The organism is Lactobacillus sp. N54.MGS-719 (genome assembly GCF_000980505.1).
Lineage (GTDB): Bacteria > Bacillota > Bacilli > Lactobacillales > Lactobacillaceae > Lactobacillus > Lactobacillus amylovorus.
This window is the reverse complement of sequence record NZ_LARO01000007.1, coordinates 1-14,477: the sequence shown is the minus strand read 5'-3', so window position 1 is coordinate 14,477 and position 14,477 is coordinate 1. Positions and strand designations below refer to the sequence as shown.

The following is a 14,477-nucleotide window of genomic DNA, read 5'->3' as shown; positions in this document are numbered from 1 at the left end:
TGTTACTCACTTCTAAGTGCAATTGCGGCATCTTTCTTAGCTGCCATTCTTGCAGGGATGTGACCACCTAGCAAAGTAAGTACCGTTGAAACGATGATTAAAATAATTGCTGCCTTTGGATCAAGCTGCGCTACGTTCGCCAAATCCGTGATGTTGTAAATTACGGTATTGATTGGGAAAGTAAGCAGGTAGGCGATGAAGATACCGAGTACACCAGAGAAGACACCCAAGATAAAGGTTTCTGCATCAAACACACGTGTAATATCTTTCTTACGAGCACCCAATGCCTTTAAGACACCAATTTCCTTCGTTCTTTCAAGAACTGAAGTGTAAGTCAAAATACCGATCATGATCATTGAGGTGATCAATGAAATAGCGGCAAAGGCAACCAAGATAGTGGTGATACCGTTAAGCAAGCCACCAGTCATCGTGGTAACGGCGTTAGACATATCGGTATAAACGATCTTGTCGGCCTTCTTTTTACCCTTGTTCCACTTGTCTAAGTAATCGAGCACCTTGTCCTTATCATCGAAGTTGTTAGGGTAGATCATGATGCCAGTAGGGATGCTAGAACCACCTAAGGTTTGCATCGTCATTTTCTTTTCGTTAGCGTTCAATTTTTGATTAGTCAAAACGCTACGGTTAGTCTTCTTTTGCGCCTTAACAACGTCAGAATTTTTGTTGTCGTTGATCACTTCTTGAGAAAGTTTATCGCTGTAAGCAATGCCAGTTGAGAGAAGGGCCATTGAATCTTCATTCTTAGGTCTAATTACACCAACGAGTATCAACTTGGTCTTGGCGTTGTTGTACATTGAGCTAGTAACTTTCTTAGGAATAAACATGCCATTAGGCAATTCTTGGTAGTAATCGTTGTTAGCAACTACGTTAAATGTTTTACCAACAAGTTTATTAAATTTAATTTGATCATTTTCAGACACATCAAAACCTAAATTCTTTAAGGAATTTAGGTTAACAGTGTTTTTATTATCAGTTACTAAAATTAAATCAGTTGCCTTGGTAGGCCAGGTGCCCGATAAAATTTGGTAGTTTTGCTTTAAGAATGAACCCTTATTTTTATTCAAAGTTGTTGGGAAAACTGAAGAGCCGATACCCATTGAACTCATGGCTTGTGCACGTGCTTGTACAACGGATGAACCTTGATCAGGATCAGAATTTGAAAATTGTACTCGTTCAGGCTCGCCTTTTACCTTAGATAAAAGGTTTAAAGTAACGCCACGTTGGTAAGAAATATTGTTGGCGTAACTAGGATTGATCTTCTTAACGTAGTTAACATACTTTTGGGTAATCTTGTTAGTATGTTGAGCCTGTTCGCTTTGATCTTTTTTAGCCGTTACATAACCGCGATTTTTGACGTTTTTATTCGACTCGTTACGCTCGTTCATCGAGTTCATATCGGTGGCTGTTTGGCTAATTGAGATCGGATATTTAGCTAAAGCCTTGCTCATCGTAGTGTTGATTTGCTTTTGAAAACCATTGGAGATGGCTAAAACAACCGCGATGGAAATGATCCCGATACTGGAAGCAAAAGCAGTTAAAATTGTCCGACCTTTCTTAGTCATGATGTTGGTAAAACTAAGTTTGATCGCATTCCAATAGGACATTTTGGTCCGCTTTAAATTGAATTTGTCCTCTTCTTCCTTAGGATCAAATGGCTTAGAATCGTGTCGGATCTTACCATCTTGGAAATTAACAATTCTAGTAGCGTATTTTTCAGCTAGTTCAGGATTGTGAGTAACCATAACGACTAAACGATCCTTGGAGATCTTTTTAATCAATTCCATGATTTGAACGGAGGTCTCAGTATCAAGAGCCCCAGTTGGTTCGTCACAGAGTAAAATATCAGGATCGTTGGCAATCGCACGAGCAATGGCTACACGTTGCATTTGACCACCAGATAATTGGTTAGGGCGCTTATTTATGTGTTCTTTTAAACCGACTTCGGTCAAAGCCTTAATCGCCTTATCGTGGCGCTCTTTACTTGGAACACCAGAAAGATTCATCCCTAATTCGACATTAGCGATGATTGAAAGGTGAGGGATCAGATTGTAGTTTTGAAAAATAAAACCAACGGTGTTGTTACGGTAAGCGTCCCAGTCAGTTTCTTTAAAGTTTTTGGTTGATTTACCGTTGATGATCAAATCACCTTTATCATAGCGATCTAAACCACCAATAACGTTCAGCATTGTCGTTTTACCAGAACCACTTGGCCCTAAAATAGCCACGAATTCTTGGTCACGGAAAGAAATAGTAACGTCATGCAAAGCGTGAGTAACGGTGTCGCCCACATGGTATGACTTAAAAATGTGTTTTAGTTGTAGCATTTCTTATCTTCTTTCTAATGAGATTAGACAACGTTAAATTTAACGATGCCTGCTGCAGCCAAAATAGCTTGCAGAATAAAGAATAAAATTATTACTCCCATGATAACGAAATGGCGGCGTTTATGCATGACAAATACACCGGCAAATTCACGAATAATTGCATTTGGTAGGTAGTATAAACGGGTGAAAGCACCAACGCCGTTGGCTTTTAGACCTACTTCTTTAGCTAAAAGAGCGGCTCTAAAAATGTGGTAGTTGTTACTAAAGAAGGTAGCTCTGAATTTATCACTGTCAAAGTCTTGGGTGGCGATTCGCTTTGAAAAAAGCATATTTTGGTAAGTATTCTTAGATTGATCTTCAATTAAAATTTGATCAGTTGGAACACCGCGATGCTGTGCAAAGCGCGCCATAGCTAAAGCTTCGGGTATCTTTTCATCAGGTCCTTGTCCACCAGACATGATAATAATGGGGCGCTTTCTGCCTTTTTGATATTGGCGGTTAGAAAATTGAATCGCACGGTTGATTCTAGCGGCTAATAATTTGGAAACCTGATCACCATTGAGTAAACCTGCACCAAGAACGATTAAATAATCTTGCTTATAGTGGCGAGGGTAGATTTGATATAGTAGTAAGTTTACCAAGAAGTTATATAAAACTAAGCCAAGGTAGAGGGCAATTGCTGGAATTGATGCAAGCAGTGCACTTAACCAGTGTGGTAAATATCTTCCGGGACCGACTAGAACTAAAATACTGAAAATAAGAGCGATGAAGCCAACAATTAAAGTTAATAAGTTAGGCAAAGTGTGGCTTTCATATTTCCAGACGAAGTAGGCGTTCCAGAACAAAAAGATCCAGGCAAAGATTAAAAGAGCGGTGATGCCAAAAAGTGCGACTAGGAAAAGAAGATCGTAGGCTCGCTGCAATCCGTGGCTGGTACTTTTGTGGATCATGACTGTTGTCCATGACAGTAGTGACACTAAAAAGATGGTGAAAAAGACACCGTTGATTAAACGGCGCGGCTCAATTAGCCAAGAAATTAGGAAGACAAAGAAGATCACCAGCATAAAAACTGAGATGTAGAAAAATTCACCACGTCTTCCTAGAAAAGCAACAATTTCGTTTAGCACAGATACTCCTCCTTATGCTTTTTCGCTTATTAATATTATAATGAAAACATCGATTAAAAGAGGAAAGAATCAAGGTGTGAACGAGAAAAATGAAGAAAATAGGACATTACCTGGGAAATATTGCAGGGGCAATTTTAGCTTTTGCCCTATATATGTTGCTTGAAATAGCTTATTTTGCACCAAAAAGAATAAATTTGGGCAAGGGCAATTTACGAGTATTTGCTACATCTTTGATGACTGTGGTGATTTTATTCGTGATCTTTTATTTATATCGTCAGCAGTTAAAGGAAGAAAATCAGTGGGGCTTTAATGAGAGTCCGCACTGGGATGCACGTAGGTTAGGGATTGCGGTAATCGGCTTTATCTTAATTATGATTGGATCTGTCGTGATGCTTAATTTAGTTGGCGGTGGTGTATCTGAAAACCAACAAAGCTTGAATAGATTGGAACAAGGCAATGCAGGACTATTTAAAATTTTGGTAGTCTTTATTGCACCGTTTTGTGAGGAAACGATTTTTAGAGGGATGTTCTTCAACATCTTCTTTACTAAACCAACAACGTTGAATAAATGGTTGGGCATCATCACAAGTGGCTTTTTATTCGGCTATATGCACGATCCGATGTTGAGCAAGTACATCTTGGTTTACTGGGTGTTAGGTATCGTCTTGGCCTGGGTATATACAACAACGAAGGACTTGCGTTACTCAATGCTGGTACACATGTGCTATAACGCGATGGGATTTATTTAAATTGAATGCAAATTAAAACGCCAGAAAATTTCTGACGTTTTTTTATTTAGTAGGACGAGCATAAGTGATACGTCCCTCTTTAAGAAGGCTTTGAAAAGATTGCGCAATTGTTGACCGATGGACCGAACCCATTGGATCGATTCCACCGATTTCGATAATTTGCGTTTTTCTGCCGTGATATGAACCATCAATAATTGCTGTGTGGCCATTTGGACCATAACCAGTTCCAACATTAACAATGACAATATCACCTGGTTTCACATTTTTAGCATGAATTTGTCTAAAGTATTGATGAGCATTTTTGGCATCATTTTCCATTTCAGGAGTAGAAAAGGCTGTTTGTCCAACATTATAACCAGCCTGTTTCATCACTAGCCAAACCAGGCTTGAGCAATCAGCAAAACCATTTTTATTTCGATGTTGTAAACTGCCAAAGTCCATTCTTTGAGAGTCAGTACCATAATTGAAATATCCAACCAAACGGCGACTATGTTTGATAATTGTGTTTTGATAATGTGAGTCATCAGTGAATTGAGTAGGTATGTTCATTGCTCTGCCTCCTATAAAAAATACGCTAAATAGAACTAAGAGACTGATTAAGACGAGAATAATTTTCTTTAAAGTAGATTTATTTGCCGCGACAAACAACCTCTTGTGTTATTCTTTTTTGATTTGATTAATATTCTATAGCAAATTGCTTTTTTTAGTTTAATATTTTGACTTTTTCAAAGACATCTCTAAATGTATCTGCAGATTCAGTCATACCCATATTTTGAGCATTATTGATAAAACTTAGAATAGGATCTTCGTCCTTAGTTTTTAAATATTGCAGTGTCTTTTCTAAGAACGTCAAAGTTACTTTAAAGAATTCTAGAAATTGTGGTAGTTCCACACCTTGCAGTGCATCTAATAATTTATGTGCATGAATTATATCTTTGCGAAAAATTAGCGATATCGTTGCATCGGATAACACGCCCATCATAGAAATTAAACCGATGGAACTAGTATTTTTCTGAATTAAATCTTGGTTGTTTAAAACGTTCATTGCAATAGCATAGACTTTGTCAGTTTTGATCATGAAAACGCAGTTACCGAAGAAGCCTAAATTATAGGTGCTCCACAAGGTGATCTTGGATAAATAAGTGTAAAGGTGCATTTGATCAGAAAATGGTAAGAGGTTTTCACCCTTGATTAGTAAATATTGATTACAAAGTATCACAGCAAGATAAAGATCATGTGCGTTTCGTTTAGCATGGTACTTATCTAATTGTACGTGGATAAGTTTCTTTATTGCACTAGCATCTTCTTCTTCAATTGCTTTCAGTATTTCTGTTGGAAGATCATTTTCTTGCACAATATCTGCATAACCAATAAATTCGGTAGGGCTAATGTGAATCCGGCTTAAAAGAGCCAGTACTTTGTTGAACTCTAGCGTAATTTTACCGTTCTCCCAGCGAGATAAATTCGAAGTAGCACAAATACCTTTGGCTGCTTGTGCTAAGGTAATAGATTGTTCTTTTCGTAATTCTTTGTATTTTTCACCAATTGCCATTTTACTGTCCTCCATATCAATATTGCATATATGCAATTTATCATTTCTGAATAAAAAATGCATGTAATAATATCCCCAATAACAAACAGGGGAGTTGAATTTCATGTTTTACAAATACTCAAATCATTTTAAATTTATCGCAATGATCATAACAGGCTTTATTGCAAGTTGCTCCACTATCGTATTAGCATATATGGTGCAAACATTGACTAATATCGCAACACAAAAGAAGTGGGATCAAGTAGGTAGCTTTTTAATTATCGTAATTATTGGATTTTTGATTACTTTTATGGCGAGTTTGATTTTCAATCGATTAAAAACTGCTGCAATTCAAGAAGCCAATATATATTTGAGAACAAATATTTTTAAAGGGATGCTCAATACCGATAGGGATGAAAATTCCGATGCTCTCGGCTTTTTAACCAATGATTTTAAGTTGCTTGAAACTAATCGCTTTGATGCACAAATTGAAATTATTATGCAGGCTTGTACATTGGTGTTGGCCCTTGGCTATGCATTACTAGTTAATTGGCTGGTTACTATCTTGTTTTTAGTTGGTTCATTCGTGCCAATGCTCATTTCTAATTTCTTCCAAAAATCAATTCAAAATGCCTCAGAAAATTGGACTAAAGCCAATGGTCAGTATGTAAATCAAACTAAGAATTTTTTAGCCGGTAGCGAAACTTTGAGTTTATACAATGGGCGAGAAAATGCAGCGAAGAAAAACCAAGTAAAAGTATTCAATCTTGAGGCTGCATTAAGAAAAATGAATCTATTGAATTTAGATACTGGTTCTTGGATTAGTCTGATCGGTAATCTTGTTACATTCTTAGTTCCGTTTTTAACAGGTGTCTACATGGTAATCCATGGCATGACAACATTAGGTTCGTTGTTTGCTATTGTGCAGTTGGCTAACTCTTTTGTAAATCCAATCTTAACTATCTTGAATGATCGTAATGAATTATCAACTACTAAAAAGATCGTTGAAAAGACAAATAAGTATTTAGCTTTGGCCAAAGGTGAAAAAGCCGATAACAATAAAGTGGCCTTTAAGGATCTTGTTTTAACAGACGTTTCACTTAATAGAAAAGGCCAACAGTTAATCCGAAATCTTGATTTAACAATTAAAAGAAAAACTAAGCAGGCAATTATTGGTCCATCAGGGACAGGTAAATCAACGTTGCTGCAGTTCTTGATGAAAGGTAAATATGGTGAAGCAAAAGAAATTTTGTTAAACGGGAAAATTGAAAAAGCAGGTAACTTTGAAAATATTTTTGCTTATGCAAGTCAGGCACCAGTTATTTTCGCGGATACTTTATGGTTCAATCTGACTTTAGGTAAAGATATTCCCCAGGAAATAGTTGAGCAAGTTTGTTCTAAGCTTCAACTTACTAATGTAATTAAAGAAAAAGGTTTTGATTATTCCTTGGGTGATAACGCAGATCAATTATCAGGCGGTCAGCTTGCAAGAATTGAGTTGGCTAGAGCGATTTTATCAAGACGCCCTGTGCTTTTACTTGATGAAATTAATGCCTCTCTTGATAAAAAGACATCAGATAAGATTCATCAATATTTATTAAATTCTGATTTAACCTTTGTAGAAGTGACCCACCATTATGAAGCAAATGAGTTAGGAAACTATGATAACGTAATTGACTTGAAAGAATATATGGAGTGATGAGAAAAATGTTGATATTAATATTTATAGTTGTAATTGCCATTGGAGGAGTTTATTTCTTGTACAATTCAAATGATATAAAGACAGTTAATAAAAACTTTTCGGTAGAATCCTTTGAACAAATAAAAGTTGATAACTCGATCGACAACATTAGATTAGTGACTGGTGATCGCTATAGTGTAAGTTACACAGGACAAGAAAAATTAGAGCCATCTGTAAAGGTGAAAAATGGTATTTTGACTATTGATTCGCCAGAAAGGTCTATAACAATTAATGGCAGCATTTTTAATGTGAAAAAGTTAAAACAAGAATTGATTATTGAAATGCCCAAACAAGAATTAAAGTATCTTTCAATTGATACATCGAATGGCAATATCTCGGCCGATCATCTGGAAGTTCAAAAGGGAAAGATTGATACATCGAACGGTAGTATTAATATTAAAAATCTAGTGATGAAAAATGAGTTCGAAATCGACACTTCTAACGGCACGGTAAAAGTAGGAAAGACTAATGCAGCAGGGTATGATTTGTCTACTTCAAATGGTCATATTACTGTTGAAAGGAAAAATAAATCTGATGAGTTTGAGAAGAATACTAGTGCTGAAAATGTGCTAAGTATCGATACTTCAAACGGTAATATTTACGTTAATTGATTGTATACAAATCGTGTAGTGGATATAATGAGTATGAAAAAAGAGGCCGACTAAGTCGAACCTCTTTAGTGTAGAATCGCATTAGCGACGACTATTTAAAAATATTTTTTAGGTATTAATAAATAACTGCCAGCTTTGCAGAGCTAAAGCAGCTATTTTTTTCGCTGATCATGAATTTTGATCAGCTCGACAACCAATGTGATCAGTAAAACGACAAATTAGCCGAAACTGATCATTAGTTGCAACGCATCTGAGACAGACACGATGGCGTCCCCTTTCTAACAGGATTGTGGTAGAGTCAAAAAATCCTCATAAGCACCATCTCTTTGGGATAGCCGCCGCTTCAACTTTTTTACACATAAAATTTATACTGATTCGTATTTGCGTCTACAAGCGAACACGAAAAAAGCCTAGCATCCGCTAGGCTTTTAATCTACATAAATTCAGTATCTTGCTTACTCTTTTTGATAAAGTGATTCAAGATAAATGGTGAAATTACGGTCGTTACAATGATTACCAAAATTAAGCTAGAGTAAATATCTTCAGGGAATAGGTGATGCGTAATCCCGATCTGCGCCACGATCAACGCAACTTCACCACGTGACACCATTCCGGCACCTACGATATTGCCTTCATTCTTACTGAAACCGAATACTTCACTAGAGTATTTACCAGCCCAGAACTTGGATAAAACGGCCAAAACGGTCATCGCAATGATGAACCAGATGTCTTTGAAGAAGCTGGCAAAGGTCATTGAAAGGCCGATATCAGCGAAGAAAACAGGGATGAAGATTGAATAACCGATTGCTGAAACAGAAGACTGAACTTCTTTATGTTGCGGTGTTTGACGAATTGCCAAACCACCGAAGAATGCACCTACAACGGCGGATAAACCAACAAAGTCTGCAGCCCATGCCATTGTCAATGCTAAAACCAATGAACCGATGACTACAGAGTAATCAACAGAAATCTTTTCTGAGACCTTCATGAAGTATGGCGCAATAAACTTAAAGATCACCCAAACAACGACGAAGTAGACAATTTCGATCAAGATGTTAAGGAAGAAATTGTTAGTTAAGCCGCTTTTACCACCTTCATGGCTGAAGGTGGTGAAGAGACTTAAAACTACTACGGCTAGGATATCATCAACCACAGCGGCCCCTAAAATGGCTGTACCAGCACGTGTATGAAGCTGGTTAGCTTCTTGCAAAACCACAACTGAGATAGAAACACTGGTTGCCGCAAAAACAATCCCGATAAAGAGTGCCTCAAGTGGCTTCATGCCGAAGAAGTAACTTGCTAGCCCCATGAAAACAACTGGCAAGATAACGCCAACGCCAGCTACCGTAAAACTCAACTTGAAGTATTTCTTTAACAAGTCCAAGTCACTTTCAAGACCGGCCAAAAACATTAATAGAATGACCCCAAATTCAGAGAATAAGCTGATTATGTCGTTGGGGTGAATCCAGTTTAAGATAGCTGGTCCTAATAAAATCCCTGAAAGCAATTGTCCAATAACTGCTGGCAAGTTAAAACGTGCAAATAATTGCCCGAGCAATACCGTCGTCAGTAGGATTAAAATTAATTCCCCTAAGAAATGCATATCGTCCTCTTTTCCTTATAAAAGCAAAAAACTTTCAAGCGCTTCTTGACCCAAAGAAGCAAATCTTGAAAGTTTTTATTTTGTGTAAAAACCCAACCACTAAATAAATATTCAGTTGAGTTTAATCTTAATATTTTTTTTAGTCCGATGCAAATTACTCTTCAAGTCCGAATTGCTTTTTGCTTGGAGTAGTCTTAGCAAGAAGTCCCAAACTGATAGTGATCATGTCGACAACTTCCTGCAAAATAGCACCCCAGAATGCTGGGATAACACCAGTAAAGGCAATTAATTCAATGATGATTACGACACCAATCGCAGTCAAAACGTCGACATTAGCAACCTTCATAGTGTGCTTAGAAATAGCAACGGCATCGTTGATCTTAGACAAATCATTAACCATGATAACCGCATCAGCACTTTCACTGGCAGCAGTAGCACCTTTAGCACCCATAGCGATACCAACATCAGCGGCGGTCAAACTTGGTGCGTCATTAACACCGTCACCAGTCATAACGACAGGACGCAAGTTCTTAGGTACTCCCTTGATAGCCTTAATCTTTTCAGATGGTAAAAGATCAGCACGGATATCAGTAATTCCGGCCTTGTTACCAACCCTTTCGGCAACTGCCTTGTGGTCACCAGTAAGCATCATGATATCTTGAGCACCTTGACGCTTCAACTTAGCGATTGTGTCAGGTGTTTCTGGACGCATTTCGTCCATCAAAGTAATGTAACCAGCAAATTGATTATCGATTGAGACAAAGACAGCAGTGGAGTTAACATCGATCTTTTCATGATCAGGTGCAACGAACTTTAATTTACCAACCTTAACGTGCTTGCCGTCGACGTTACCTTCAACACCTTGAGCAGTAGTTTCCTTTAAGTCGGTTACTGGCTTAATCAAATCTTTGTTAGTAGCCTTTACAAGTGAACCAGCAATAACGTGACTTGATTGTTGTTCAACACTAGCAGCTAAGCCTTGCAATTCATCCTTGCTTACAGATTCTTCTGCAGGGACAACTTGGTCAACTACCAATTGGTTTTCAGTTAAAGTACCAGTCTTATCAAAAGCAAAAGTCTTAGCACGAGCTAATTTTTCAAGAGTTGGACCAGACTTCACAATAATATGGTGAGCTGACATTGAACTCATACCACTGACCAAAGCAACGGGAGCTGCGATCAAAAGTGGACATGGTGAAGCGACAACCATAACTTCGGCGAATCTAGTAGCATCCCCCGAAACAGCCCATGCAACGCCACCAATAATCAATGAAATGATAGTGAATGGAACGGCGTAACGGTCGGCCATCTTAACGAACTTAGCAGGTTGTGCTTGTGATGACTTAACCAAAGCAACGATTGACTGATATTCAGAATCTTTAGCTTCTTTGGTAACCTTCATCTGTACTGCGACGTCACCGTTGACGGAACCTGACATCAAGTTGTCGCCTGGTTTCTTAGTTACAGGAACGGATTCACCAGTCAATGAAGATTGGTCAAAACTAGAAGTACCCTTGATGATTTCACCGTCAACAGGAACTTGTTGACCTGGCTTGATCAAAACGATGTCGCCAATGTGCAATTCATTAACCTTGACTTCAGTAATTTGACCGTTAACCAGCTTGTTGGCAATACGTGGTGTATTGTTCAAAAGAGAACGGAGTTCCTTGCTGGCTTGTCCAGTAGCGTAGTCTTCCAGTGTTTCACCACCAGTGGACATTACCAAAATCATCCATTCAGCCCAGTAGTTGTTGATCAAAATAGTAGAAACAATCGCAATAACTGCTAGGATATCAACACCGTAGCGTCCAGATTTCCAATCTTCAAATATTTCCATTAACAAGAGAACGGAAATCCAAATACCAAGAATGTCGATAATAATTGCTTGTGGGTTCATCTGCAATTTAAGGAGTGGCGTAGTAAACAATGTAGAAGCATGTATTCCAAACTCAAAAAACAGACTTATTACCCCGGCAATTAAAACGACAATAAACTTCCAATGACGTTTCATGATTAAACCTCCAAAAAGTCAGCAGTATTACTTTACTTACACCATTCTAACATTCTTTCTAGGTATAAGAGATATAAACGGTTTATTATAATTTATTAATTAAAAAAGCGGCTTGAATAAAGGTCTCAAGCCGCTTGGGGGTTATTTAATTTTTTCAGATTTATAGTGCTTATCATATGTGTGAACGACATAGTTGAAGGCCTTGATCCATTCACGTCTGGTGAGAAGACCTTGAAAGACGCCGCGATCATCTACGACGGGCAGGAAGGCATTGTTAATCAGTAAATGCAGCTGCGTTTCAAGCGTAGTTTCAACAAAATTTATTTTATCGAAATCCGTTTGCATTACGTCTTTAACTTTTAAAGTATCAAGTGGCGCGGTAGAAATTGCGTCATTGGTTAGCATTTTATCCGTAATCATGGCCAAGCTGAGTAAACCAACTACTCTTTTATCTTTATCTAAAACTGGAATTTTGGAATATTTAACTTTAGTCAGAATTAAAAATGCGTGATAGAGTGGGTTGTCTTCTTGAACAAAGGCAATACGACTAGCGGGAATTAAGAATGATCCCGATTTTTCTTCAATTAAATGTTGGATCGATGGTGAAAACATGATACGCCTCTTTTCTAACTAAAATTATACTAGAAAAAAGGAAAAGGCCCGCAAAATTTTGCGGACCTTATTAGTTTCATCTACTTTGGAGGAGTAAGAATGAATGAAATAAAAAAAGTGGGAGTATCGTAGCAAGTTTCTACCGCCTTGCTACGATTTATATAGTACAGAGTAAATGTGAATTAAAAATGTTCAAATTATTATGAAAAGGTAAAGATTTGTTTGAGAACTAGTTAAGAAGAAAATTTGGGCATAAGAAAAGCCCACGCAACGCACGTGAGCCGAAAGGGATAGATATGAAATTGACTAATTGGAGTAAGTCAATTCTTTTTATTTTCATTATTTACTTGGAGGAGTATGAATGAAAAACAAAAAAGTTGAGTTGTAATGGGAAGATGTTTTCTTCCTCACTACGTTAAGTAGTATAACCTGAAATTGTGAAAAAAGTGTGACGAAATGCACTTTATTTTCAAAAAAGGCTATATTTTTGCTAAAAAGCCCGAGTTTATGCACTTATAAAGAAAAATAAATTTTTTTGGTTATAATGTAAGACATGATAAAAACGGAAAATAGAAGGGTGTAGTTTTTTTGAAAAGAATAGGCAGATTTATTCTGCATCTGTTTTTAGTACTCCTTTTATTAGCTGGAGTGGGAGCAGGTGGATATTTCGGTTATCAATGGTGGCAAAAACAGCAAATGCTGCGAGATAGGCCCAAGGTAGTCAAAGCAAAGGATGGTACTAATACAAGTGCTGCTTGGCACAATTTTTCTAGTTATCAAAGATCCTTGCGTCAAAATTATTCTTTCATTAATAAGGTTTCAAACTATGTTCCACCAAGAACGTGGGATGGTAAGGACTTTGTCATTCCGGGCTTAGTTTCGACTAAGAGCTATGATTTTGCCACGAAAAAATACAATACGGCAACCGCAATGACGCCGCAGGGGATTACTGTAGCTGGTAAATATATTTTGCTCACGGCATATGATGGCGAACACCGGCATGCTTCAGTCGTTTATGTGCTGGACAAAAAGACGGGAAAATACATTAAGACGATCCAGGTTCATGGCCGTCCTCACTTAGGCGGGATTGCTTATGATCCAGTTGCCAAAAATATTTGGGTAACCGGTAAAATGGGTAAGTCCTCAGCTCTTGCTTCATTTACATTAAAAGAAATGAAGGACTATAAAGATGGCAGTCGCATCCCGATCAAGTACAATCACCAGATTGCGATTCCTGCCGTTGAAAAAGCCTCTACTGTTACTTACTACGATGGTCAACTGTTCGTCGGCTTCTTTAACATGTATGGCCGGGGGAAAGTTGCCGCATATTCAATTGCCCGTAGCGGTAAAAACAAGGGCTCCATTACTAATAATGAAGTGAAATCCGTTACTGGTACTTTGCAGTGGTCAGATCCTACCGGTGAAACATCAATGGATAAGCAGATTCAGGGGATTGCGATTTATCAAGATAAAATCTTCTTGAGTCAGTCATACGGCAGCGGCAATTCTAAACTGTATGTGTTCCCAACTTCGGCATTGAACGCGCTTGACGAAAAGAATGCGGAGCTAGTTGTCGATATGCCGCCATATTTGGAACAAATTACTGCTTACAAGGGGCAGCTGCTTTGTGTATTTGAATCAGCTTCAAGTATTTATGCTAGACCAGACATCACGGTAATGGATAGAATACTATCGATGAATATCAATGCCTTGTTTGGCAGCTAGTTTGGAAAGGAAAAACAAATGAATGTAGATTATCGAAGAAGAGAGATCTTTCTTTTGCGTTTTTCTGGTTGGTTCTGCTTATTCCCAGCGTCAGTTTATCTCTACCTTTATCAAATGACTCATATGATATTTTGCCTTGGCGAATTAGTTATTATTGTGCTTTTTGCTATATATTTGCTGACTACCGCCAAGAGCGAGCGCTGGACTAAACCGCAAAATGTGATGCGACTATCGATTTTTGCCTTAATCTTTGTGGCAATCGTAATTTTCATCCCATTATATTTTGCATATCGCAACTGTAAGAAATTACAATAAAGAAACCGTTTTTTTCTACTCTAAGTCAAGTGTTATCAACGATTTTAAGCAATTTTATTTTGAAATACAGGCCTAATCGGGAAATGGCTCCCGGAGAATCGAGTTAAATA

The 14,477-nt window shown here is 37.7% G+C and carries 12 protein-coding genes and 1 other annotated feature; of the genes, 5 read left to right on the top strand and 7 right to left on the bottom strand.

Annotated elements, in window-relative coordinates; translation table 11 throughout:
- Positions 1 to 2 precede the first annotated feature (2 nt).
- Entirely contained in the window at positions 3 to 2,342 is a 2,340-nt protein-coding gene (locus WS44_RS02295) for an ABC transporter ATP-binding protein/permease (protein ID WP_046432868.1), read from the bottom strand.
- Positions 2,343 to 2,365: 23 nt separating this feature from the next.
- Positions 2,366 to 3,469, bottom strand: a complete 1,104-nt coding sequence (locus WS44_RS02290) for a YdcF family protein (protein ID WP_046432865.1) — start codon at positions 3,467 to 3,469, stop codon at positions 2,366 to 2,368.
- A gap of 89 nt (positions 3,470 to 3,558) precedes the next feature.
- Here WS44_RS02290 and WS44_RS02285 point away from each other — a divergent pair, with 89 nt between their 5' ends.
- A complete protein-coding gene (locus WS44_RS02285) occupies positions 3,559 to 4,218 on the top strand; it encodes a type II CAAX endopeptidase family protein (protein ID WP_046432864.1) in 660 nt (219 codons plus the stop codon).
- Between the two features lie 42 nt (positions 4,219 to 4,260).
- Here the strand turns inward: WS44_RS02285 and WS44_RS02280 are convergent, their stop codons facing one another.
- Complete coding sequence (locus WS44_RS02280; protein WP_013642579.1) at positions 4,261 to 4,767, bottom strand: CHAP domain-containing protein; 507 nt, start codon at positions 4,765 to 4,767, stop codon at positions 4,261 to 4,263.
- Between the two features lie 154 nt (positions 4,768 to 4,921).
- Positions 4,922 to 5,770, bottom strand: a complete 849-nt coding sequence (locus WS44_RS02275) for an Rgg/GadR/MutR family transcriptional regulator (RefSeq protein WP_014566253.1) — start codon at positions 5,768 to 5,770, stop codon at positions 4,922 to 4,924.
- A gap of 103 nt (positions 5,771 to 5,873) precedes the next feature.
- Here WS44_RS02275 and WS44_RS02270 point away from each other — a divergent pair, with 103 nt between their 5' ends.
- Together WS44_RS02270 and WS44_RS02265 are read left to right on the top strand one after the other, a co-directional pair.
- Complete coding sequence (locus tag WS44_RS02270; protein WP_046432862.1) at positions 5,874 to 7,448, top strand: ABC transporter ATP-binding protein; 1,575 nt, start codon at positions 5,874 to 5,876, stop codon at positions 7,446 to 7,448.
- Complete coding sequence (locus tag WS44_RS02265; protein ID WP_046432860.1) at positions 7,448 to 8,101, top strand: DUF4097 family beta strand repeat-containing protein; 654 nt, start codon at positions 7,448 to 7,450, stop codon at positions 8,099 to 8,101. The genes WS44_RS02270 and WS44_RS02265 overlap by 1 nt, the downstream gene beginning before the upstream one ends.
- A gap of 433 nt (positions 8,102 to 8,534) precedes the next feature.
- On the opposite strand, the gene WS44_RS02260 is transcribed toward WS44_RS02265, so the two are convergent.
- The 3 genes from WS44_RS02260 to cbpB form a co-directional block, all read right to left on the bottom strand.
- Complete coding sequence (locus tag WS44_RS02260) at positions 8,535 to 9,704, bottom strand: cation:proton antiporter (protein WP_013642574.1); 1,170 nt, start codon at positions 9,702 to 9,704, stop codon at positions 8,535 to 8,537.
- 40 nt (positions 9,705 to 9,744) lie between these two features.
- Positions 9,745 to 9,802, bottom strand: a sequence feature (sodium ion sensor (DUF1646 type); this cis-regulatory element may regulate processes involved in with the transportation of sodium ions).
- A gap of 56 nt (positions 9,803 to 9,858) precedes the next feature.
- Positions 9,859 to 11,715 carry a heavy metal translocating P-type ATPase gene (locus tag WS44_RS02255; protein ID WP_013438772.1) on the bottom strand — a complete coding sequence of 619 codons (1,857 nt, stop codon included), beginning with the start codon at positions 11,713 to 11,715 and terminating at the stop codon, positions 9,859 to 9,861.
- A 141-nt stretch (positions 11,716 to 11,856) separates the two neighbouring features.
- Positions 11,857 to 12,327, bottom strand: coding sequence for a cyclic-di-AMP-binding protein CbpB (cbpB, locus tag WS44_RS02250; RefSeq protein WP_013438771.1), 471 nt, complete (start codon positions 12,325 to 12,327; stop codon positions 11,857 to 11,859).
- Between the two features lie 588 nt (positions 12,328 to 12,915).
- Between cbpB and WS44_RS02245 the strand changes: the two genes are divergently transcribed.
- Positions 12,916 to 14,052: a hypothetical protein gene (locus tag WS44_RS02245; protein ID WP_013438770.1), complete on the top strand. Its 1,137-nt coding sequence runs from the start codon at positions 12,916 to 12,918 to the stop codon at positions 14,050 to 14,052.
- An 18-nt stretch (positions 14,053 to 14,070) separates the two neighbouring features.
- Entirely contained in the window at positions 14,071 to 14,367 is a 297-nt protein-coding gene (locus WS44_RS02240; RefSeq protein ID WP_046432852.1) for a hypothetical protein, read from the top strand.
- Positions 14,368 to 14,477 lie beyond the last annotated feature (110 nt).

What these genes read in the sequence shown, in the direction of transcription:
- WS44_RS02295 (WP_046432868.1), bottom strand. Translation starts at nt 2,342, where the DNA reads ATGCTACAACTAAAACACATTTTTAAGTCATACCATGTGGGCGACACC.
- WS44_RS02285 (WP_046432864.1), top strand. Translation starts at nt 3,559, where the DNA reads ATGAAGAAAATAGGACATTACCTGGGAAATATTGCAGGGGCAATTTTA.
- WS44_RS02280 (WP_013642579.1), bottom strand. Translation starts at nt 4,767, where the DNA reads ATGAACATACCTACTCAATTCACTGATGACTCACATTATCAAAACACA.
- WS44_RS02275 (WP_014566253.1), bottom strand. Translation starts at nt 5,770, where the DNA reads ATGGCAATTGGTGAAAAATACAAAGAATTACGAAAAGAACAATCTATT.
- WS44_RS02270 (WP_046432862.1), top strand. Translation starts at nt 5,874, where the DNA reads ATGTTTTACAAATACTCAAATCATTTTAAATTTATCGCAATGATCATA.
- WS44_RS02265 (WP_046432860.1), top strand. Translation starts at nt 7,448, where the DNA reads ATGAGAAAAATGTTGATATTAATATTTATAGTTGTAATTGCCATTGGA.
- WS44_RS02260 (WP_013642574.1), bottom strand. Translation starts at nt 9,704, where the DNA reads ATGCATTTCTTAGGGGAATTAATTTTAATCCTACTGACGACGGTATTG.
- WS44_RS02255 (WP_013438772.1), bottom strand. Translation starts at nt 11,715, where the DNA reads ATGAAACGTCATTGGAAGTTTATTGTCGTTTTAATTGCCGGGGTAATA.
- cbpB (WP_013438771.1), bottom strand. Translation starts at nt 12,327, where the DNA reads ATGTTTTCACCATCGATCCAACATTTAATTGAAGAAAAATCGGGATCA.
- WS44_RS02240 (WP_046432852.1), top strand. Translation starts at nt 14,071, where the DNA reads ATGAATGTAGATTATCGAAGAAGAGAGATCTTTCTTTTGCGTTTTTCT.